The sequence below is a fragment of the Arachnia propionica genome (assembly GCF_003932785.1).
GTDB classification, from domain to species: domain Bacteria; phylum Actinomycetota; class Actinomycetes; order Propionibacteriales; family Propionibacteriaceae; genus Arachnia; species Arachnia propionica_B.
In genome coordinates, this window is the sequence record NZ_RQYT01000004.1 from 73515 (window position 1) to 94165 (window position 20651).

The 20651-nt window shown below is 66.1% G+C and carries 18 protein-coding genes, 1 tRNA gene and 1 pseudogene; 7 read left to right on the forward strand and 13 right to left on the reverse strand.

Features of this window, described 5'->3' with window-relative positions:
* Window positions 1-31 precede the first annotated feature (31 nt).
* Entirely contained in the window at window positions 32-499 is a 468-nt protein-coding gene (locus tag EII35_RS03235) for an SRPBCC family protein (RefSeq protein WP_125227030.1), read from the forward strand.
* Between the two features lie 30 nt (window positions 500-529).
* On the opposite strand, the gene EII35_RS03240 is transcribed toward EII35_RS03235, so the two are convergent.
* Complete coding sequence (locus EII35_RS03240) at window positions 530-1396, reverse strand: hypothetical protein (protein WP_125227031.1); 867 nt, start codon at window positions 1394-1396, stop codon at window positions 530-532.
* Window positions 1397-1511: 115 nt separating this feature from the next.
* Between EII35_RS03240 and EII35_RS03245 the strand changes: the two genes are divergently transcribed.
* Window positions 1512-1597, forward strand: a tRNA-Leu gene (locus EII35_RS03245).
* Between the two features lie 108 nt (window positions 1598-1705).
* On the opposite strand, the gene EII35_RS03250 is transcribed toward EII35_RS03245, so the two are convergent.
* The 4 genes from EII35_RS03250 to EII35_RS16230 form a co-directional block, all read right to left on the reverse strand.
* Entirely contained in the window at window positions 1706-3226 is a 1521-nt protein-coding gene (locus EII35_RS03250) for a potassium/proton antiporter (protein WP_125227032.1), read from the reverse strand.
* Between the two features lie 82 nt (window positions 3227-3308).
* Window positions 3309-5297, reverse strand: coding sequence for an ABC transporter ATP-binding protein (locus EII35_RS03255; protein ID WP_125227033.1), 1989 nt, complete (start codon window positions 5295-5297; stop codon window positions 3309-3311).
* Window positions 5294-7039 carry an ABC transporter ATP-binding protein gene (locus EII35_RS03260; protein WP_125227034.1) on the reverse strand — a complete coding sequence of 582 codons (1746 nt, stop codon included), beginning with the start codon at window positions 7037-7039 and terminating at the stop codon, window positions 5294-5296. Before EII35_RS03260 ends, EII35_RS03255 begins: the two co-directional genes overlap by 4 nt.
* Window positions 7033-7626 carry a TetR/AcrR family transcriptional regulator gene (locus EII35_RS16230; RefSeq protein WP_125227035.1) on the reverse strand — a complete coding sequence of 198 codons (594 nt, stop codon included), beginning with the start codon at window positions 7624-7626 and terminating at the stop codon, window positions 7033-7035. The genes EII35_RS03260 and EII35_RS16230 overlap by 7 nt, the downstream gene beginning before the upstream one ends.
* Window positions 7627-7707: 81 nt before the next feature.
* Here EII35_RS16230 and EII35_RS03270 point away from each other — a divergent pair, with 81 nt between their 5' ends.
* Complete coding sequence (locus EII35_RS03270) at window positions 7708-8175, forward strand: hypothetical protein (protein WP_125227036.1); 468 nt, start codon at window positions 7708-7710, stop codon at window positions 8173-8175.
* 620 nt (window positions 8176-8795) lie between these two features.
* Here EII35_RS03270 and cas2 read toward each other — a convergent pair.
* Together cas2 and cas1 are read right to left on the reverse strand one after the other, a co-directional pair.
* Complete coding sequence (gene cas2 / locus EII35_RS03275; RefSeq protein ID WP_125227037.1) at window positions 8796-9098, reverse strand: CRISPR-associated endonuclease Cas2; 303 nt, start codon at window positions 9096-9098, stop codon at window positions 8796-8798.
* Window positions 9095-9457 (reverse strand): annotated as a pseudogene (cas1, locus tag EII35_RS03280) (CRISPR-associated endonuclease Cas1); the annotation flags it as partial. The pseudogene cas1 and the gene cas2, both read right to left, overlap by 4 nt.
* Before the next feature lie 79 nt (window positions 9458-9536).
* Between cas1 and EII35_RS03285 the strand changes: the two are divergent.
* Complete coding sequence (locus tag EII35_RS03285) at window positions 9537-10376, forward strand: IS5 family transposase (protein ID WP_125227039.1); 840 nt, start codon at window positions 9537-9539, stop codon at window positions 10374-10376.
* Window positions 10377-10389: 13 nt separating this feature from the next.
* Here EII35_RS03285 and EII35_RS03290 read toward each other — a convergent pair whose 3' ends face one another.
* The 5 genes from EII35_RS03290 to EII35_RS03310 all read right to left on the reverse strand — a co-directional run bounded on the left by EII35_RS03290 (window position 10390) and on the right by EII35_RS03310 (window position 16307).
* Window positions 10390-10608 (reverse strand): transposase, encoded by a 219-nt coding sequence (locus EII35_RS03290; RefSeq protein WP_125227040.1) that lies wholly within the window; start codon window positions 10606-10608, stop codon window positions 10390-10392.
* A gap of 73 nt (window positions 10609-10681) precedes the next feature.
* Entirely contained in the window at window positions 10682-13243 is a 2562-nt protein-coding gene (locus EII35_RS03295; RefSeq protein WP_221739662.1) for an ATP-dependent DNA helicase, read from the reverse strand.
* Window positions 13244-13789: 546 nt separating this feature from the next.
* Window positions 13790-15310, reverse strand: a complete 1521-nt coding sequence (gene lysS / locus EII35_RS03300) for a lysine--tRNA ligase (RefSeq protein ID WP_125227042.1) — start codon at window positions 15308-15310, stop codon at window positions 13790-13792.
* Window positions 15311-15338: 28 nt separating this feature from the next.
* Window positions 15339-16010, reverse strand: a complete 672-nt coding sequence (locus EII35_RS03305) for an HAD family hydrolase (protein WP_125227043.1) — start codon at window positions 16008-16010, stop codon at window positions 15339-15341.
* Between the two features lie 9 nt (window positions 16011-16019).
* Complete coding sequence (locus EII35_RS03310; protein ID WP_125227044.1) at window positions 16020-16307, reverse strand: cell division protein CrgA; 288 nt, start codon at window positions 16305-16307, stop codon at window positions 16020-16022.
* Between the two features lie 92 nt (window positions 16308-16399).
* Here EII35_RS03310 and EII35_RS03315 point away from each other — a divergent pair, with 92 nt between their 5' ends.
* The 3 genes from EII35_RS03315 to EII35_RS03320 all read left to right on the forward strand — a co-directional run bounded on the left by EII35_RS03315 (window position 16400) and on the right by EII35_RS03320 (window position 18334).
* Window positions 16400-17176, forward strand: coding sequence for a DUF881 domain-containing protein (locus tag EII35_RS03315; RefSeq protein ID WP_125227045.1), 777 nt, complete (start codon window positions 16400-16402; stop codon window positions 17174-17176).
* A gap of 238 nt (window positions 17177-17414) precedes the next feature.
* The gene (locus EII35_RS15775) at window positions 17415-17579 is read left to right on the forward strand and encodes a hypothetical protein (protein WP_185744133.1); all 165 of its coding nucleotides are present in this window, start codon (window positions 17415-17417) and stop codon (window positions 17577-17579) included.
* Window positions 17580-17692: 113 nt separating this feature from the next.
* Window positions 17693-18334, forward strand: a complete 642-nt coding sequence (locus tag EII35_RS03320) for an aminodeoxychorismate/anthranilate synthase component II (RefSeq protein WP_260464989.1) — start codon at window positions 17693-17695, stop codon at window positions 18332-18334.
* Window positions 18335-18538: 204 nt separating this feature from the next.
* On the opposite strand, the gene pknB is transcribed toward EII35_RS03320, so the two are convergent.
* Complete coding sequence (gene pknB / locus EII35_RS03325) at window positions 18539-20596, reverse strand: Stk1 family PASTA domain-containing Ser/Thr kinase (RefSeq protein ID WP_125227047.1); 2058 nt, start codon at window positions 20594-20596, stop codon at window positions 18539-18541.
* Window positions 20597-20651 lie beyond the last annotated feature (55 nt).

Genomic DNA, 20651 nt, shown 5'->3' on the forward strand with positions numbered 1-20651 from the left:
GGTTGAGTGTTTCCCGGGGGAGAGGAGAACCATGCTGGCCAAGCCCTACGCCGTCGTGCGCACCGTGACGATCGAGGCACTGCCGGAACAGGTCCACGCGATGATCGCCGACCTGGGATCGTGGGTGCTGTGGTCGCCGTGGGAGGGGCGGGATGCAACGCTGGTGCGTCGGTTCTCCCACCCCACGACGGGCCCGGGCGCCTGGTTCGAGTGGGAGGGCAACTTCCAGGCCGGTCAGGGGCGGGTGGAGATCCTCCACGTCAGCGACGACTCCGTCTCGCTCGACGTGCAGTGGCGACGCCCGGTGGTCTCCGAGCAGCAGATGGAGTTCCGGCTGGCCCGAACGGGGAGCGGGACCCAGGTGACGTGGACCACCCATGGGGAGATCAGCGGGGCCATCCGGGTTCTCGCCTACTTCGTGCCGATGAGCCGGATCCACGGACCGACGTTCAGCCGTGGGCTGGCCCGCCTCAAGGCTGTCTGCGAACGTCGTCCGTGACCGGCGTCGGCTCCGGGACAGGGCAGGAGGTCACTGCCAGGCGGCGTTGAACTCCTTGGTCGTGGCGAGGACCTCGTCGACCGACTTGGCGTTGATGCTCGAGGTGACGAGGGTGCCGCCATGGACGGCCCGCACGCAGTTCCAGGAGTCCTCGGAGCCGTCAAGGTTGAGCTTGCCGCAGGCGATGTCCCCGTCCTTCTTGGCGTCGGTGAACTGGCTCTCGTAGTACTGGGCCAAGGTGGGGGACGAGGTGAACATGGTGATGAAGACGTCGCCGTTGGTGGAGGTGTAGGTGCCGAGGACGTTGCTGGGATCGGTGATCGAGGTGTAGTCACCGAACGACGACGGGAAGTTCGGGGCGTTGCTCCCTTGGCCCGGGTCGAAGGTGGGCTCGTCGGTCTCCTTGCTCGGCGTCTTCTCCGGCTTCTTCGGCTCAGGTTTCTCCGACTCCGGCGCCTTGGACGGCTCCTTCGGCTCCGGGGAGGGGGTGGACTCCTTCGACTTCTCGGGGGCCGGCGCCGACGTCGTGGTGGTGGGGGTGGCGGAGGAGCCCTGGTTGCGCATGATGAGGTAGGTCACGCCGACGCCGAGGGCGACCACGATGACGGCGATGAGCGCGATGAGCAGGGCCTTGGAGTTCTTCCCCGGGGGTTGGGGGCCGCCGTGGCCCGGCATCCCCGGTCCTTGGCCGTCGTAGGGGCCGCCGTATCCGAGGCCGCCGTATCCCTGTGCAGGATACTGCTGTGGGGCTTGCCCGTAGGGCGCCGACCCCGGATAGCCCTGCTGCGGGTGGCCGGTGGGGTTCGGTTGGGGGTATCCGCCGGGATTCTGCTGCGGGTAGCCGCCCTGGTTGCCCATGGGGCCCATGGGGCCGCCCTGCCACTGGTTGTTGCTCATGTGTTCCTCCTGAGGTTCAATGCTAGGGGCCGCGGGGTCAACCCACCCTCCGTCGAGGCAGGGTTGGTTCCTGAGCTTCGCACGTGCTAGTGTTCATCCCCGGATCCAGTCCGATGCGCGAGTGGCGGAATGGCAGACGCGCCGGCTTCAGGTGCCGGTGCCCGCAAGGGCGTGGAGGTTCAACTCCTCTCTCGCGCACCACCCGGAACCCCGACCCTCAGGGTCGGGGTTCTTCTCTGTTGCTCGTGATTCGCGCCCGGTGCCGAGGCCGCCCACGGCGGCCACACAGGTCGTGACGGGGCGAATCGGTCAGGCGTCGCCGTCCAGGAGGCGGCGACGGTTGCGGCCCGAGACCAGCCATCGGGCGAGCGGGCCGCCCTCGTTGAGGAGGCTCAACCGTCCCTGAACCCGCTCCACCAGCCCCGAATCGACGGCGAGGAGCAGTTGGTCACCGCCTCGCAGTCGGAGCGATGCGTCAGGGACGATGATCTCCTTCTCCCGCACCACCATGGACAGGACCGCGCCGTGGGGCAGGCGCAGATCCGTCCCCCACATCCCGACGAGCTGGCCCTGCTTCGGGACGGTGAACTGGACGAGGGAGGCGTTGATCCCCTCCAGGGGGGAGGATTCGAAGTTCAGCGCCTGGGGGCAGATCCGGTCGATCACCCCCGCCCAGGGCGCGAGTCGGGGCAGTAGCGGGCCCTGCAGCAGGGTGAACATCACCACGAGCAGGAAGATCACATGGAACATGTGGGAGGCGCCGGGAAGGTTCTGGGTGAGGGGGATCGTCGCCAGCATGATCGGCACGGCCCCACGCATGCCCGCCGCGGAGATGAACAGCTGGGTGCGGAACCGCTCCCGGAACGGGGTGAGACACACGGCGACGGAGATGGGCCGGGCCAGGAACATCAGCGCCGACCCGATGACCAGGGCCGGGAGGATGGCGGCGGGAAGTTCCTTGGGGGAGGCGAGCAGCCCCAGCAGCACGAACAGCATGATCTGTGACAGCCAGCCCAGCGACTCGGTGAATCCCTCCGTGGATGCGTGGTGGGGCAGCGCCTGGTTGCCGAGCCACAGGCCCGCGACGTAGGCCGCCAGCAGGCCGGAGGCCTGAAGGGTACCTGCCGCCGAGTACGCGGTCAGCGCGATGGCCAGCGTCGCCAAGGGGTACAGGCCCGCGCTCGGCAGCGAGATCCGGTGCAGCAGTGACTGCCCGAGACGCGCGATGACGAGTCCGACGACGGCGCCCACCGCCAGCTGGAACAACCCGGTGGAGATCATCGTCGGGATGTCCATCTCGTGCCAGGCGTCGGAGACGACGACGGTGACGATGATGATGGCCGGCGGGTCGTTCACCCCGGACTCGCCCTCCAGGGTGGTGCGGACCCGGGCCTTGAGGGGGAGCCGTCGCAGAATGGCGAACACGGCGGCCGCGTCGGTGGAGGACACCATCGCGGCCAGGAGGATGCCGGTGCGGACGTCCACGCCCAGGACCAGCACGGCGACGGTGGCGGCGATCGCCACCGACACCAGCACCCCGACGGTGCCGAGGAGGCCCGCTCGCGCGGCGACGGGTCTGAACTCCGACCAGCGGGTGGTGAAGCCGCCGTCGAACAGGAGGATCGCGACGAGCAGCACGGCGATGTTGTAGGCGAGCCGGGCGTCGTCGAAGCGGATGCCGAAGCCGGCCTCGCCGATGAGCAGGCCGATCCCGAGGTACAGCAGCAGGCCCGGCAGGGAACTGCGTGACGAGATGCGCACGGCGACGACACCAGCGAGAAGGACACCGCAGGCGATGAGGACCGCGATGTACATCTGCTGGTCGCTCATCCCTCACCTCCCACGTCTGAGAGGTCATTATCCCGGCTCAGCCGGAGGCGGGGCCAACCCGCCCGTCGGACGGCGTGCCCTCTCACCCTGGCTGCGCGGGATCGTCGGACGGGTCGGTGCCGGAGCGGAACTGCGAGCGGTGCAGCTCGAAGTAGCGTCCCTTCGCCGCGAGGAGCTCGTCGTGGCTGCCCTGCTCCACGATGTCGCCGTCCACCATGACGAGGATGAGGTCCGCGTCGCGGATCGTCGAGAGCCGGTGGGCGATGACGAAGGAGGTGCGGCCGGAGCGGAGCGCGGACATCGCCTTCTGCAGCAGCAGCTCGGTGCGGGTGTCCACCGACGAGGTGGCCTCGTCGAGGATGAGCAGCGCCGGATCCGACAGGAAGGCCCTGGCGATGGTGATGAGCTGCTTCTCGCCCGCCGAGACGTTGCTGCCCTCCTCGTCGATGACCGTGTCGTAGCCGTCCGGCAGCGAGTGGACGAAGCGGTCGACGAAGGCGGCCTTCGCGGCGGCGACGATCTCCTCCTCCGTCGCGCCCTCCCGGCCGTAGGCGATGTTGTCGCGGATCGTGCCGCCGAACAGCCACGTGTCCTGCAACACCATCCCGATGTTGCCGCGCAGCTCACCGCGGTCGACGGTGGCGATGTCGACGCCGTCGAGCAGGATGCGGCCTGCGTCGAGGTCGTAGAACCGCATGAGCAGGTTGACCAGGGTGGTCTTCCCCGCCCCGGTCGGACCGACGATGGCGACGGTCTGGCCGGGCCGGGCGGTGAGGGTGAGATCCTCGATGAGGGGGCGCTCCGGGGAGTAGGAGAACCGGACGTGGTCGAAGACCACCTCCCCGCGCCGCACCGGCAGGTCCCGGCCGGGCTCGGAGGACATCTCCTCGGCGTCGAGGAGCTCGAACACCCGCTCGGCGGATGCCACTCCCGACTGCAGGAGGTTCATCATCGAGGCCAGTTGGGTCATCGGCTGCGTGAACTGCCGCGAGTACTGGATGAAGGCCTGCACGTCGCCGATGTTCATGTGCCCGGTCGCGACCTGCAGGCCACCGAAGACGGCGACGACCACGTAGTTGAGGTTCCCGACGAGGAACATGATGGGCATGAGGACCGCGGACAGGAACTGTGCGCCGAAGGAGGACTCGTACAACTCCTCGTTGCGACGGTGGAAGCTGGCCTCGACCTCCCTCTTGCGGCCGAACACCTTCACCAGGGAATGGCCCGTGTAGGCCTCCTCCACCTCGGAGTTGAGTTCCCCCGTCGCCTTCCACATGGCGGCGAACTGCTTCTGGGAACGTTTCATGATGAACGGCACCACCACCATCGACAACGGGATGGCCAGGATGGTCACCACGGCGAGCGGCCACGAGATCCACAGCATCATCGTCAGGACACCGATGACCGTCAGGGTCGAGTTGAGCAGCTGCGGCAGGGTCTGCTGGAACGTCTGCTGGATGTTGTCGATGTCGTTGGTGACGCGGCTCAGGAGTTCACCGCGTGGCTGCCGGTCGAAGTACGACAGCGGCAGGCGTTCCAGCTTCTCCTGGACCTGGGTGCGCATCCGCTTCACCGAACGCTGCGCCGCCCCGATGAGGAGGAAACTGCTGAGGTACCCGGCGATCCCTGAGACGACGTACAGTGCGACGACGAGCAGCACCACCGAGCCGATGGCGGCGAAGTTGATGCCCTCACCGGGGGTGAAGTCGACGCGTCGCAGCATGTCGGTCAGCGTCTGATTGCCTTGCGCCTCCACGGCGGCGATGGCCTGTTCCTTCGTCGTGCCTGCCGGCAGGTTCCGTCCGATCACACCCGCGAGCAGCAGGTCGGTGGCGTGGCCGAGCATCTTCGGGCCGAGGGTGCCGATGACGACCGAGGCGAGTGACAGCAGCACCGCCATCGCGACGACGACGCGGCTCGGCCTCAGATGGCTCAGGAGACGCCGCAATGACGGCCCGAACTGGGCGGCGGTCTCCCCGGTCCCCTGGGGGCCGTGGGAGCCGCCGATCCTGCCGGGTCCGTGCTTCGGGCGTTCCTTGGCGACGACGGGGGTGCGGGTCGTGGCGCTCATGCGTCAACCTCCTCGACGCTCAGCTGACTCTCGACGATCTCCTGATAGGTGGCGTTGTCGGCGAGCAACTCCTCGTGGGTGCCGCGTCCCACGATCTGCCCGTGTTCCAGGACGAGGATCTCGTCGGCGTCCCGGATGGTGGCCACCCGCTGCGCCACGATGAGGGTGGCGCGGTCCCGCGTCGCCGGGGCGAGGGCGGCCCGCAGCCGGGCATCAGTGGCGACGTCAAGGGCGGAGAAGGCGTCATCGAAGACGTTGATGGCGGCATCCTTGACCAGGGCGCGGGCGATCGACAGGCGCTGCCGCTGGCCTCCGGAGACGTTCGTCCCGCCCTGGGAGATGGGGGCGTCCAGACCACCGTCGAGGGCGGCCACGAAGTCGTCGGCCTGCGCCACCCGCAGCGCCTCCCACATCTGGGCCTCGGTGGCGTCGGGGCGACCGTAGCGCAGGTTCGAGGCGACGGTGCCGGAGAACAGGTACGGCCGTTGTGGCACCAGCGCGACCCGGGACCACAGGTCGTCGGGGTCCAGATCCCGCACGTCCACCCCGTCGACGAGCACCTGACCGCCGGTGACGTCGAAGAGGCGGGGGATGAGGTTGGTCAGCGTCGACTTGCCGGAGCCCGTCGACCCGATGATCGCGGTGGTGCGCCCCGGGGTCAGCCGGAAGCTGATCCGGTCGAGGACCGGCTGCTCGGCGCCCGGGTAGGCGAAGGTGACGTCGCGGAACTCGACGACGCCGGTGCGGGTCGCGGGGGTGACGGGGCGGGCCGGGGGCGCCACCGTCGGGACGGTGTCGAGGACCTGAAGGATGCGGTCGGCGGAGACGGCGGCGCGGGGGGCCATGAACACCAGCATCGTGGACAGCATCACCGAGATGAGCACCTGCATGAGGTAGGCGAGGAAGGCGGTGAGCTGCCCGATCTGGATGTCCCCGGTGTCGACGCGGTGGCCGCCGAACCAGATGACGGCCACCTGGCACAGGTACATGACGAGGAAGGCCAGCGGGAACAGCAGCACGCCGAGACGACCGGCCTTCAACGAGACGTCGTGGACGTTCCGGTTGGCCTGCTCGAACCGTCCGGCCTCGTGCTCCTCGCGGACGAAGGCGCGGACGACCCGGATGCCGGTGATCTGTTCGCGGAGGACCCGGTTGAGGGCGTCGAGGTTCTGCTGCATCCGCTGGAACAGGGGGGTGGCGAACAGGACGAGGACGGTGAGGGCGACGCCGAGGACCACCACACCGACCCCGATGATCCAGGACATGCCGGGGTCCTCACTCCACGCCATGATGAATCCGCCGACCATCGTGATGGGGGCGCCGATGAGCATGGTGAGGCTGGTCTGCACGATGGTCTGGATCTGCTGCACGTCGTTGGTGGTGCGGGTGAGCAGGGAGGATGCGCCGACGTCGCGGACCTCGGTGGTGGAGAAGCTGAGGGCGCGGTCGAAGAGGTCGGCGCGGAGGTCGCGGGCCATGGAGGTGGCGACGCGGACACCGAAGCGGATGGCGGTGATCTGGGTGGCCGCCTGGATGAGGGCGAACACGAGCATGAGGGTGCCGGAACGCCAGATGGCGGGGATGTCACCGACGATGACCCCCTCGTCGATGATGCGGGCGTTGAGGGTCGGTAGGTACAGCGCCATGGCCGTCGTGATCATCTGCAGGATGACGGCGAGGGTGAGGGGGCGCCAGTAGGGGCGCAGGTAGGTGGCGACCAGCCGGACGAGGCGGTTCAGCATGGGGTCTCCTTGCGGCGGGCGCCGTCGAGGGCGATCCGGGTGAGCAGGGCCGGGTTCGGCTGGGTGGGTGAGTGGAGGTTGTGGGCGAGCCCCATACCAAGGGTGAACACGACGTGGGTGAACTCGGAGCGGGTGGGGAGCAGGTCATCGTCGAAGGGGGTGAGGCGGGCGTCGATCCAGGCGTGGAGTTGGGCGAGCCGTTCCCGCCACAGGGAGACGATGTCATGGGGGTCGCGGTTGAGGTCGGCGGGGCAGCCGGGGCGTTTGAACAGCTGGGCGGCGACGCTGGCGTAGTCGGCGACGGTGCGGATGCAGGTCTCGGTGGTGTCGTCGAGGGTGTCGGTGGGGGCGACGGCGGCGAGGAGATCGTCGAGGCGGGTGCTGGAGAGCTCGTCGGCGACGGTGGCGGCGATGAGGTCCCGGCGGGTGGGGAAGACGCGGAAGACGGTGCCCTCGGCGACCCCGGCTGCGTCGGCGACCTGTTTGGTGGTGACGTCGTGGCCGTGTTCGCGGATGAGTTCGCGGGTGACGGTGATGAGGGAGGCGCGTCGTTCGTCGGGGGAGAGCGGGGTGGCGCGGGACATCATGTCGCCAAGTCTATGAGTGAGGACTCACTCACTCAAGGTGGGGGCTGGCGATTCGTCGGTGGCAGCCCGTAGATTTCTCCCATGATTCTGGTGTTTCGAGGTTGGGGCGGGCTGGGGCTGGGCCTGCCGTTGTTGGGTGCGATTGTGGGGGTGGCGTCGGCGGCGGGCATGAAGCTGGAGGGGCAGCTGTTCATGACCTTCGCCGGTATCGGGGCGCTGCTGGGTGGGGCGGCGGCGTTTCTGCTGGGGACCTATCTGAACAAGAACGTGCCGCAGCGCAAGGCGGCGCAGTACGAGGTGGAGCGTCGAACGGAGCTGCAGGGCCTCGTCGATGAGGGTCAGTTCCAGGTCTCGCCGGGGGCGGCGGTCCCGAAGAGCCGCGAGGAGGGCTACGGCCAGGCGGAACTGCTGCTGGCGAGGGAGGTCGAGGAGGTCAGGAAGACCCTCACCAACCGCCACACCCTCTACGGCATCCCGATGCAGTGGATCGGCATCGTGGGAGGGGCCATCGGAATCGGGATCATCATCGCAGGCCTGTTCGGCAACTGACCACACCCTTCTTCCCCGCTGGCCCGGCTCGACACCTCTGGGACGAATTGGACCCCTTGGTCGAGCCGCCCGAGTCCAGACCTCTCGAGGTCTCTGGCACACGTTCCATCCACTGGTCGAGCCGGACCGTGAGCGTCAGCGAGCAGTCCGTGTCGAGACCCTTGGTACCCGTTTGACCCGTTGGTCGAGCTGGACCGTGAGCGTCAGCGAACAGTCCGTGTCGAGACCCCTGGCGCACGGTGCTGGGACTTGAGTTGAGCAGGAATCCCACGGGGTCTCGACACGGCTCCTCTCCGAGCTCCGGCCCCGGCCTGACCAGCGGCGGTATGGACGGCGCACAGGCCGTCATCAACAACCGCCTCAGCCCCGTGAATGCCGCCTGTTGTCGATGACACTGGATGAGGTCCTCAGCGAAGTGCCGGTCCCGGAGGACCGGCGACAGCCCTCAATTTTACCCGCTTCTGGCTTGGGGTTTTGATGGGGGTCTGCGAGAGGTGACCGTTCAAGGGGGCGTGTCGCACCGGGATTCTGGGGGAGGTGGTACTCGCTTCCTTCTGACAAGGTGTTTCGGTGCGCGAGCGGTCAAGGCGTGTCGCGTGTTCCGTACCCCTCTCGCGGCATCAGACGATGAAACTCTGTGGAGTTGTCAGGTTTCGTTCTCGGCCCAGGAACTCGATGGTGGTCCCCATCGAACTCCCCGCCGGGCCAAGATCACACAGGAGGACGGAGTCCTCCTCCTCGCTCATCAGCGCCTGCAGCTCACGCCGTAGGCGGGCCAGTTTGACCGGAGCCGCCTCGATGAGGAAAACGCTGTATTGGATACGATCCCCATAGCTCAGCAGAGCTTTGGCCAAGCGGTCACGGCGAGGATCGTCCGGGACGTCGTAGGCGGCCAGGAACAACCTCTCATCGCGACGGCTCACCTTGTCCTGACTCCCACGTAACGCTCCTGGGAACCATCCAGGTACCCGAGCAGCATCCTGGCTTGGACCTCAATGGCGCGCCGCCAGGACACTTTGTAGCCGAAGACGGGATGCTTGAACTCTTGGGAAACTCGTCGTTCGTGTGCGGCAGTGATCGCGCGGCGCCCGTCGTCGGTCAGACGATGGTCTCCAAGCCCTTGGTGGAAGCTGTTTGAAGTCAGTTCGCCGTTGTTGATTGCCGCCACCACTGTCGAGTCCGCCAACAGTGGCCGAAACTGCTCCATCAAGTCCAGTGCCAGAGCAGGCTTGTTACGGGTGGAGGAGTGGACGAAGCCCAGATGCGGATCCAGCCCGCAGGCGTGGACCGCACTTGGAGGTCGTTTCTAAACGGTGTGTCGTTGTTGGCGGGTGTGGGTGGGGGTTGTGAGGATGGGTGTCATGTCGAAGCGGGTTTCTTCCCCTCCGCAGCGGCTGGTCACTGATGAGTTGTGGGCTGTGTTGGAGCCGTTGCTGCCGCCGCGTCCACCGGCCAAGGGGCCTGGTGGACGACCACGGGCATCAGATCGCGCAGCCTTGGAGGGCATCGTGTTCGTGTTGTCCACCGGTTGCCGGTGGCGTGACCTTCGACCAGAGATGGGATTCGGGTCCGGGGTCACCTGTTGGCGGCGGCTCCGCCACTGGCAGCAGGCCGGTGTGTGGACCCGTGTGCACCACCTCATCCTCGATGAACTGGGTCAGCTCGGTGCCATCGACTGGGAGCGCCACTGCATCGATGCCGTGTCAGTACGGGCAAAAAGGGGGGGCGAACATGTCGGCCCCAGCCCGGTGGACCGTGGGAAGAACGGATCGAGGTACCACCTGTTGACCGACTCCCACGGCATCCCGTTGGAAGTGATCCTCTCAGCTGGCAACACCCATGACTCCCAGTTGTTCGAGCCACTGCTGGAGGCCGCCCCGGCGGTCAAGACACCCGGGCCGGGCAGGCGACGTCGGCGCCCCGTGAGCCTGCACGCTGACAAGGGATATGACTACACGCGGTGTCGTCGTCACCTCCGCCGGCTCGGCATCAAGCCTCGGATCGCGCGCAGGGGTGTGGACAGTTCCCAACACCTAGGCCGCCACCGATGGGTCGTTGAACGCAGCATCGCCTGGCTGGTGACCTTCCGGCGTCTTGACCGTCGTTGGGACCGTACCGCCACGACCACCAACGCTCTTCTCACCCTCGCCGCGGCCTACACCGCGATGCGATTCCTCATACAAACACGCCAACAGTTATGAAACGACCTCTAAGTCAGGTCTCAGCAGCAGCATCCGAGGCCACCCCTGGCTGAGTCCCGGCATCGATGTCAGCCTGCTCGACCCACCGCTGCAACGCCGCAGACGACAAACCCAACTTCGGCGCGATCTCACCAACCGCCCGATACCGGCTGAGTCCTTCCTCCTGCTCGATGCGGTCACGCACCATCCGTACCGCCCGGGCACGGAACGCTTCTGGATATTTCCTCGGCATGATCCAATCCTCTCAACAACAGATCGGAACCAAACCTAGGACGGTTCATTGGTCGTTCCATCAGTGATGATGACTATTTCTTGAACGGCTTGAGCCCTCTGCGGATCGACAGCAATGCAACGTCCTTGCTGGTGTCGTTGATGTGGAGGCTACGCAAGACAGCTTGCTGGGTTTCAGGGGACCAGTATATGCGTAGGTTTTTTCGAGCACGGGTTATCGCTGTGTAAAAGATGTTGTGGGTGATGTCGTCCTCGTTGGCGTCGGTGATGACGATCTTAACGGTGTCATATTCCAATCCCTGTGCCTTGTGGATGCCGACAGCGTAGGCGATTTGGAAGGGCACGGTGGAAATGTCGTGGTCCTCGTCTTCCTCACTAGAGTCCACGTCATATACCGAGAACCTGACAGTGGAGTCGCTGACCCATTCGAGGTCATCGTAACCCTCTGCGTCGAACTCAGTAACAGGGCGATCAAGCGTGATGTCGAACTCGATGCGTTCTTCAAATGCTTGGATGCCAGCAATTGTGCCCTTCAAGTTGTTGTAGATGAGGCCGCGGAATCGGTCGTTATCGCCGAACAGTACCGGGTCGTTGACTTTATAGACTGCTGGGCCCCATGCGACTGCGGGGTTGGAGTTGCTGGCCTGCAGGAAGCGGTTGATGTTGTTGATGCCGTAGAGGCCATCGTAATTGAGCGCTAAGATGATGTCGTCGGAGGAATGGTTCTCAAAAAGAGATGCATTGAGTTTCGTGGAGTAGTGGTTTCGGGCGATCGTTTCGGGGATCGTGTCGTCAAGGGCGCGTACCTTCGTCCAGAAGTCTATGAGGGGTTTATCGGAGGTGCGGAACGGTGTTGTTAGCTCGAAGACTGATTCGGAGGGGATGTAGGAGCGGACGGCGTTGAACCAGTTTCCGAATCGAATTGCTTCGATCTGGTATACGTCGCCGACTAGCACTAAGAGTTTGAAGTCGGTTTCATTCAGGATTTTGAGCAGATCGTTATTGCTGACTGTCGAGCACTCGTCGATGACCAGTAGGTCGAAGCTGTCGTGTGGCTTAGCCTTATGGCTTGCGATCGTACGGAACTGGGAGTTTGGTGCCTTCACGCGGCGACGGAGGTTCTCAACGGCAGGGTTAGTGTTAGCGAGGAGTAGCTTCTGCTTGTCGGCGAAATAATTGGCGATGTGGTCGACCATCCGTGTCTTACCGGTGCCAGCAGCTCCATAGATTAGAGCGACGCGGGACTGGGCAAACAGCGTGGTGAGGGCATCCCTCTTGGCTACGTCATCGACGTCGTGAGTGGTGGTATTCAGCCACTGCGTGACGGCTGCAGTGTATCCGGCAACCCCTTGGGCGGCGCGGGACTGTAGCTTGGTGATGATGCTGTAGGTTTCGTCTTCATAGCCTTGGATGAAGACATGGCCTTTGTCGAGGACGAGATCCCGGGCGGGGCGGTGCTTGTAGTAGAGAGCGTCATTATGGGTGGTGATGAGAGCCCTAATATCACCAAAATCAGTTAGTTCTGATAGGGGGGTGTACAGGGTGCCTCGATCTTCCACGTTGCGTTGAATGCGGCGTGCAAGGAATTCGTGGGTGCGTTCTGTCTGATCAAGACTGTTTATGAGATCCCAGAATCGTGGTGTGTGCTTCAGGGGCATCGAACAAAAAGGCATCTCGTCGAAGGGGATGCAGCCGTAGGAAAGGTTCAGGTTGGAGAGGCGCTTGTTTGGCGCCGAGTCGTACTGAGGCTTGAGGTCTCTGTTCCTCATGCGTAATAGTAGGTAGCGCAGGATATTTTGCCCGGGTTTTCGGCCACGGATGATGCGTCGGGCTTCGTCCAGTGCGGGGAAGATTTGAGGATTGCTGGTCTTGGTGATGGCCTGCGTCCGCATTGCGTGGTATCGGTCATCTGGCGCATCTATCAGATCCAGCAGCGTGGAGCCAGTGCTGAGCTCTCGCATGACGGACCTGTACTCGGGGGAGTCGGTTCTCCCTCTTGGCATGTGCTGGCCAACGAGTCGAGCGAAGTTTTGTATCTCGGCGGGCCGGATGGCCACTTCCCAGCTGCGGATAAGTGTGATTGGCATCTCCTTCCCGAAGACCTCAATGGTGGTGTCTTGGAGGCCGAGGATAGCGGCGTAGTTGTCCGCGATGTCGATGTCGGTGAATGCTACGATTCGTTGGGCTTTGTTGCTCCAGTTGACCGCTGGATGGAAAGTAACTTCGTAGTACACTCGGCCGTTGTGGACGAAGGGGTGGGTCTTGTGAATGTAATAGCGGTTGCGGCGGTTTGAAGGGGGTGGTCCCGACTTTTCAATCGCGATGGCGATCTTTTCGTGGTACTCAGTTAGCGCAGGATCTTGGTTCAAGGGGAATGATTCGAGGTTGGCCAAGATGTTGACGCTGGTCTTGTCATGCAGGAGCTTGCGGAGACGCAGGAGGTACTCGTAGTAGCGGAGCATGAGGCGTTCAGAGGTGTCGCCGTCGAAGGTGTAGTGCGAAGCTGACGGCTGAAGAAGCTTGTGGAAGCGTTTGATGAAGTTGAGCTTGCCTTGGGTCGAGATCCACTCGAGGGCAGGCATGATGGCGTTGTTGTAGTTGTAGTCGGTGTCGCCTCGGCCGGTGTGGACGTACACGGCGACTCCTTCGATTAGGTTCCGCATCTGGCTCAGAATGTTCTGCGACAGTAAATCCCGATGGTGCGCCAAAGTCGCGATGTTGTTGCAGATAGCGTTGTCTGTGCTCGTGATGTGCTCAGCGACTGTGACCATGATGCCCTCCGGGAGTGATGACGTTTTAGTTTGCGTAGTGATAATAGCTGAGATGCGGATTTTTTGACGCCTGGTAGGAGCCTCCAGTCGCTAGCGCTGTCCTCTCGCGGAGCCGTGGAACGCTATCCGGTGGAGTCGGTGCGTTCTGATGAACTGGCTGTGGCTCCGGACGCTGTCACGTCCTTCGGCAGGGGCCGTGATCGCGACGTCGATCCGCCTGTTCCTGATGCGGAACAGCATTGCGGGCTCACAGCTACCGGGAGCTGTCGATCGGGCTTCGAGGATGAGGAGTGCCCGCTCTAGAGGAGCATCTCCACTCTTTGCTCTGAGCGTTGTTTCCCCGTACTCCCGTAACGGGTCATCCCCACGATGGGGGACACCTGGAACCCTACTCGTCCGGGCGGGAGTTCCTCAGCCCTGCGTCGGACGGAGCAGGGGGTAGAGGATCGTCTCGCGGATGCCCGCGCCCGGGTTGAGGAGCATCACCAGGCGGTCGATGCCCAGCCCCATGCCTCCCATCGGCGGGGCCCCGTACTCCAGCGCCTCCAGGAAGTCCTCGTCCAGCTGCATCGCCTCCGGGTCGCCCGCGGCCGCCGCCAGGGACTGCGCCACCAGCACCTCCCGTTGCACGACCGGGTCGATGAGCTCCGTGAAGCCCGTGCCCCGCTCCATGCCGCCGATGATGAGGTCCCAGGCCTCCACCTTCCCCGGGTCGCTGCGGTGCGGCCGCGCCAGCGGCTGTGCGATCGACGGGTAGTCGTGGACGAACGTCGGCTGCAGCAGGTCCGGCTCGACGAGGTCCCCGAACAGTTCCATCGCCAGCTTCCCCGCACCCCACTTCGGGTCGTACTCCACCTCACGCTCGTCGGCGATCGCCTGCAGTTCCTCCAGTGGCGTCTCGACGGTGATCGTGCGGCCCACCGCCTCGCTCAGCCCGTCGAAGAACGGCAGCCAACGCCACTCGCCGTCGAGGTCGATGACCCCCTGGTCCGTCTCGATCCGCCTCGACCCCACCGCATCGGCCGCCGCGACGATGATGTCCTGGATGAGCCGGGCGATCGTCCGCTGATCGCCCCACGACTGGTAGGCCTCCAGCATCGTGAACTCCGCCGAGTGCGACGAGTCGATGCCCTCGTTGCGGAACACCCGCCCCATCTCGAACACCCGGTCCGCCCCGCCGACCATCGTCCGCTTCAGGTGCAGCTCCAGTGCGATCCGCAGACTCATGTCGATGTCGAACGCGTTGATGTGCGTCGTGAACGGGCGCGCCGCCGCGCCGCCGTGGACGAGCTGCAGCTGCGGGGTCTCCACCTCGATGTAGCCCTGTCCGTACAGCGTCTCCCGGATCGCCCGCGTGATCGCCGCCCGCGACCGCACCATCGCCCGCGCCTCATCCCGCGCGATGAGATCGACGTAGCGACGCCGCACCCGCGACTCCTCCGACAACTCCTTGTGCAGCGTCGGCAGGGGGCGCAGCGCCTTCGACGCCATCCGCCACGACGACGCCATCACCGACAGTTCCCCACGCCTGGAACGCACCACACGCCCCTCGACCCACACGTGATCGCCGAGGTCCACGTCGGACTTCCACGCGGCGAGCCCCGCCTCGCCGACCTCGTTGAGCGCCAACATCACCTGGAACCGGGCGCCGTTGTCGTCCGGGGTGAAACCGTCCTGCAGCGTCGCGAAAGCCAGCTTGCCCGTGTTGCGGATGAACACGACGCGGCCGCCGACGGTCACGACGTCGTCGGTCTCCTCACCATCGGCCAAGGCCTGGTAGGCAGGGTGGTTGCGCAGCTCGGCCAGTGTGTGGGAGCGGGTCAGATCCGCCGGGTAGGCCTGCTGCCCACCCTCCAACAGCCGGGAACGCTTCTCCTTGCGGACGGCGGTCTGCTCGGAGTCGGTCGGTTCGATTGCCTGCGCTTCAGTCACGGGACGGGATTCTACCGTCGCCCGCCCGTCAGGACGACGACGTGAGGCGCGCCCGGATCACCCCGTCGGCGATCTCCCAGACCACCGCCGACAGATCCTTCACGTGGTGATCGGCCTCCAGGATCTCCGGGGTCTGCGAACTGAGGATCCCAAGCACCGGGAAACCGCCCGCCCGCGCGGCACGCACCCCGGCAGGGGCGTCCTCGATGACCAGTGCTCGCTCCGGCTCAACCCCCATCCGCTCGGCAGCGAGCAGGAACGATTCCGGCGACGGCTTGCCCTCGGTGACATCGTCGCGGGTCACCACGACGGGGGGCAGGGGCAGCCCAGCCTTGGCCATCCGTGCCCGCAGCAGGGGAGCAGTGCAGGAGGTGGCGATCGCGACGGCGTCGGCAGGCAGTTCCGTGAGGGCCGTCATCGCCCCGGGCATGGCGGTCACCCCGTCGGTGTCCTCCACCTCGAGCTGCTCGATGCGGTCGGCGGCGTACTGGGACCGCCCGGGCACGAGGATCTCGGAGATGGCGGCACTCGGCATCCCGATGTACTTCGGCAACTCGGTGGCATCCACCCCGAACTCCTCCGCCCACCTGGCGTAGGCGCGGTACATCGCGGTCTCGGAGTCGACGATCGTGCCGTCGTGGTCGAGGATGACCGCATCGAACTCCCCGATGACCTCACCGTCGCGACGCTGCCAGCCCATGGGCCGCGGTCACTTCCAGAGGGTGGCGATGATGAAGGACGAGATGATGAGGCCGATGGCGATCAGCACGTTCCAGTCGCCCAGCGACCGCATGAAACCGATCTTGTCGCCCGCGATGTTCCACACCACCATCCACAGCACGCCGAGGATGCCGACGATGCCGAACGCCCACGGCACCCAGTTGCGCTCACCCGTGCTGTGAAGCCGCTTCTTCTCGCTCCGCGCCTCGACGAGCTCCTCGGCCTGCTTCTTGCGGGCCTTCGCCTTGGCTTCCTTGCGGACCTTGGATTCGGGCACAGACCCACTCCTTCCATGACTGGTCAACACAGAGTAGACCAGCGGACCCCCGAGAATCACCTCGGCGACGCGGCACCCCTTACTCTTGGGTCATGAGTGATCGACGCCCGGAGGGGGCACGGGCCCGGCTGGCGCACATCCTGCGCCGCCGCCAGCAGGCGACGCCCGGCAACCCGAGGGGCCGCGCGGCCACCGTCGTCGTCTGTGTGCTCGCGGGGTTGATGATCTCCGTGGCGGCCGTCGCCGCTCGTGGCACTGATCTGCGCACGGACCGGAACCTCAGCCTCCGTGAGCTCGTCGCCACCCAGGCGGAACGCAACGAGGACCTGTCCCGGGAGGTCGCGACGGTGCGCACGGAGGTCGACGAACTCACCAAGGCCCTGAACGCCAGCCCCGAGGACGACACGCGGCTGGCCGAGGTCGCCCTCGACGCTGGGTCGGAACCCGTCTCCGGGCCGGGAGTGAGGGTCATCCTGACCGACGCCCCCGTCGACGTGAAGCCGGCGGGCGTGGACGACGACTCGCTGGTCGTGCACCAGCAGGACATCCAGGCCGTGGTCAACGCCCTGTGGGCAGGGGGCGCGGAGGCCATCAGCATCCAGGGCCAGCGGGTCATCGCGACGACGGGCATCAAGTGCGTCGGCAACTCGGTGGTCCTCCACGGCATCCCCTACGCCCCGCCCTACGTCATCGAGGCCATCGGCGACGCGAAGGACCTCACCCGCTCCCTCGACGAGGCCCCGGCCATCCGGATCTACCGCCAGTACGTCGAGGCGTACGGGCTGGGCTACGAGCAGGCGGAGGTCGCGGCACTGGACCTCCCCGCTTTTGAGGGCGCTGTGGGGATCAGCCACGCGAAGCGGGGGTGATCCCCACAGCGTGGTTGTGTTTCTCTGGTGTGATTGTGGGGATCAGCCACGCGAAGCGGGGGTGATCCCCACAGCGTGGTTGTGTTTCTCTGGTGTTGTTGTGGGGATCAGCCACGCGAAGCGGGGGTGAGCCCCACAGCGTGGTTGTGTTTCTCTGGTGTGATTGTGGGGGTCAGCCACGCGAAGCGGGGATGACTTTCCCGCTGGTCGAGCCGGGTCCGGAGCCTGCGGAGGACCCGTGTCGAGACCTCCGTGGGATTCCCTCCTGACTCGGGTCCCAGCACCGGGTGCCGGAGGTCTCGACTCGGACGGCTCGCTGGCGCTCGCGGTCCGGCTCGACCAGCGGGAGGGGCGGCGGGGTGTGCACCAACCGCCGCTGTGCTTCGGTGAGACCGCGATGTGAACGCTGCCATGGAAGCAGAGCGGCGGTTCGTGCCCGGTGCGGGCGGGGGTGCTTGGTGCGGGGAAGGGGGCGAGCGGTTCACCGAGTCCCTCGCCGCGTGCCAGAATGACGCCGTGGCACGCATCCTGGTGATCGACAACTACGACTCGTTCGTCTACAACATCGTCTCGTACCTCGCGCAGATCGGCGCCGAGGTGGAGGTGTGGCGCAACGACGACCCGCGGTTCGCGTCCCCCGGATGGGAGGCCCCCTACGACGGGGTGCTGCTGTCGCCCGGGCCCGGTACCCCGGAGCGCGCCGGGGTGTGCGTCGACGTCATCCGGGAACTCGGCGGGAGTAAGCCCCTGTTCGGGGTGTGCCTGGGCTTGCAGTCGATGGTCGTCGCCCTCGGCGGGGTCGTCGATCGGGCCGCCGAGCTGCTGCACGGCAAGGTCTCGCCCGTCCATCACGAGGGGGCGGGGGTCTTCGCGGGGCTGCCGTCGCCGATCAACACCACCCGCTACCACTCGCTGGCGGCGGTCGAGGACACCATCCCCCAGGACCTGGAGGTGACGGCCCGCACCGACAGCGGCGTCGTGATGGCGGTACGGCACCGCACCTGGCCGATGGAGGCCGTGCAGTTCCATCCCGAGTCCGTGCTGACCGAGGGCGGCTACCAGATGCTCGCGAACTGGCTCGCGACCTGTGGCGACCTCGACGCCCCGACCCGGGCCGCAGCGCTCACCCCCTTGGCGACGACCCAGCTCCAAGGCTGACCGCAACCCCTTCCGCTCTTCCCGTTCCCCTCGGTTTCGCCTGCCATTTCTGCGGCTCGCCTGTCTCTTTTGGCAGGCGAATTCAGACAAGGCAGGCGTTTCCGATCCAAGGCAGGCGAACCCGTCGTAAGGCAGGCGAACCCGAGGGGCCGACGACGGGAGCGTGGGTAGGTGGTTGCTGTGCCCCTCTCCACGGCCACGGGGTCAGCTGTTGCCCGGCTGGGGCGGCAGCGTCTCGCTGGGGGGATTCTGCGACGGCGGACCCGACGGGGGTGCCGATGAGGTCGGTGCCGACACCGGGGCCGGGATCGCGATCGAGATCTCCACGGCCGCGGTCTTCTCCAGCGTCTCCCCGGCCGGGTGTGACTGCTGGTAGACCCGGTCCTGCGGATGATCGTTCGTCTGGGTGCGGGTGATCCTGAGCTCGGAGGTGAACCCGGCGCTCTTGAAGGCCGCGCGCGCCTGCGCCTCATCCATCCCGAACAGGTCCGGCATCACGGCCGTCTTCGACGCCACCGCGACCGTCACCTTGATCGTCTCGCCGCGATCCAGCGGCTTGCCCTTGTCCGGGCTCTGCTTGAGGACGGTGCCCTCCGGCTTGTCGTTGTTCTCCTCCTGCGCGACCTCGAGCTCGCCGGTGAAGCCCTTGTCCCTGGCCTCCTTCTTCGCGTCGTCCAGCGACCTGCCGGTCAGCTCGGGAACCAGCGACGTGCCCGTCGCCACGACGAACGTGAACTCGTTCTCCGCCGTCACCTGGGCATCGGCGGACGGCTCCGTCGACAGCACCTCCCCCTTCTTCGCCTTGATGTCCTCCGTGGCGGGGTCGGCATCCTCGGTCTTCACGGGCCCAGTGAACCCGGCCTCCTTGAGCTTCCTCTTGGCCTCCTCGACGTCCAGCCCTGTCAGGTCCGGCACCTTGAGGGTGTTCGGCCCCTGACCGACCTTCAGTGTCACCGTCGATTCCAGCGGCACCGGGGTGCCCGCGTCGGGGTCGACGTCGACGACCAGCCCCTTCTGCTCCTCGGTGGACTCGACGAGCTCCACCTTCGGCACCAGTTGGGCGTCCTTGAGCTTCTGCTCTGCTGTCGCCTGGTCGGAGCCGACGACGGTGGGCACCGCGACGTCCTTCACCGCCGGCTTGCTCGGGTTGAGGGCGAACCACAGCCCGACGACGACCGCGACGATGAGCAGGCCCACGGTCGTGAGGATCAGCGCCAGCTTCTTCCGGCTCTTCTGCTCTTCCTCCTCCTCGACGGCGGGCAGGGTCCCGGTGGGGGCCACCCCGGGCGGCAGCTGCTCGGCGACGGCGGTCGGCGGCTCCATGACCGCCCGGCGCGCCCCCGCCGAGTTCGACGCCGGCAGCACCGTCGTCGGCAGGTCACTGGCCGCGACGGGGATCGCGGCGTGGACGGGTTGCCCGTTGAGCGCCCGGGTGATGTCGTCGCGGAACTCGCGGGCGTCCTGATACCGGTCGACCGGGGCCTTCGCGAGGGCCTTCAGCACGATGGCGTCCATCGCCGGCGTGACCTCCGGGTCCCGGTGGCTCGGCGGGATGGGGGTCTCCCGCACGTGCTGGTAGGCCACCGACACGGGGGAGTCCCCCTTGAAGGGCGGCTCGCAGCACAGCAGCTCGTACATGAGGCAGCCGACGGAGTACAGGTCGGAGCGGTTGTCGACCTTCTCACCCCGCGCCTGCTCCGGGCTGAGGTACTGCGCGGTCCCGATGACGGCGGCCGTCTGCGTCATCGTCGCGGAGGTGTCCGCGACGGCGCGCGCGATGCCGAAGTCCATCACCTTCACGGTGCCGGACGGGGTGAGCATCACGTTGGCGGGCTTGATGTCGCGGTGGATGATCCCGGCGCGGTGGCTGTAGGCCAGCGCATCCAGCACCCCGGCCGTGAACTCCAGCGCCCGGGACGGGAGGATCTTCCGCCCGTCGCGCAGCACCTCACGCAGCGTGATGCCCTCGACGAGTTCCATCACGATGTACGGCACCATCACGTCGGATTTTGAGTCCCGCTCCTCGCCGGTGTCGTAGACCGCGACGATGTTCGGATGGTTGAGACCAGCCGCTGACTGGGCCTCCCGGCGGAAGCGGGCCTGGAAGGTCGGGTCACTCGCGAGGTCGACCCGCAGCCGCTTGACGGCGACATCGCGAACCAAACGGGTGTCGTGCGCCCGCCAGACCTCGGCCATGCCACCACGGCCAATGATCTGGTCGAGCTCGTACCGCCCGCCCAGGAGGGTCCCGCGCTCACTCATCGCGTCGGTCCTTTCGTGTTGATCGGGAACCATTGTGATGCATGGAAGCCGAGAT

Coding starts and splice junctions, on each gene's coding strand:
- EII35_RS03235 (WP_125227030.1), top strand. CDS start 32: ATGCTGGCCAAGCCCTACGCCGTCGTGCGCACCGTGACGATCGAGGCA.
- EII35_RS03240 (WP_125227031.1), bottom strand. CDS start 1,396: ATGAGCAACAACCAGTGGCAGGGCGGCCCCATGGGCCCCATGGGCAAC.
- EII35_RS03250 (WP_125227032.1), bottom strand. CDS start 3,226: ATGAGCGACCAGCAGATGTACATCGCGGTCCTCATCGCCTGCGGTGTC.
- EII35_RS03255 (WP_125227033.1), bottom strand. CDS start 5,297: ATGAGCGCCACGACCCGCACCCCCGTCGTCGCCAAGGAACGCCCGAAG.
- EII35_RS03260 (WP_125227034.1), bottom strand. CDS start 7,039: ATGCTGAACCGCCTCGTCCGGCTGGTCGCCACCTACCTGCGCCCCTAC.
- EII35_RS16230 (WP_125227035.1), bottom strand. CDS start 7,626: ATGATGTCCCGCGCCACCCCGCTCTCCCCCGACGAACGACGCGCCTCC.
- EII35_RS03270 (WP_125227036.1), top strand. CDS start 7,708: ATGATTCTGGTGTTTCGAGGTTGGGGCGGGCTGGGGCTGGGCCTGCCG.
- EII35_RS03285 (WP_125227039.1), top strand. CDS start 9,537: ATGTCGAAGCGGGTTTCTTCCCCTCCGCAGCGGCTGGTCACTGATGAG.
- EII35_RS03290 (WP_125227040.1), bottom strand. CDS start 10,608: ATGCCGAGGAAATATCCAGAAGCGTTCCGTGCCCGGGCGGTACGGATG.
- EII35_RS03305 (WP_125227043.1), bottom strand. CDS start 16,010: ATGGGCTGGCAGCGTCGCGACGGTGAGGTCATCGGGGAGTTCGATGCG.
- EII35_RS03315 (WP_125227045.1), top strand. CDS start 16,400: ATGAGTGATCGACGCCCGGAGGGGGCACGGGCCCGGCTGGCGCACATC.
- pknB (WP_125227047.1), bottom strand. CDS start 20,596: ATGAGTGAGCGCGGGACCCTCCTGGGCGGGCGGTACGAGCTCGACCAG.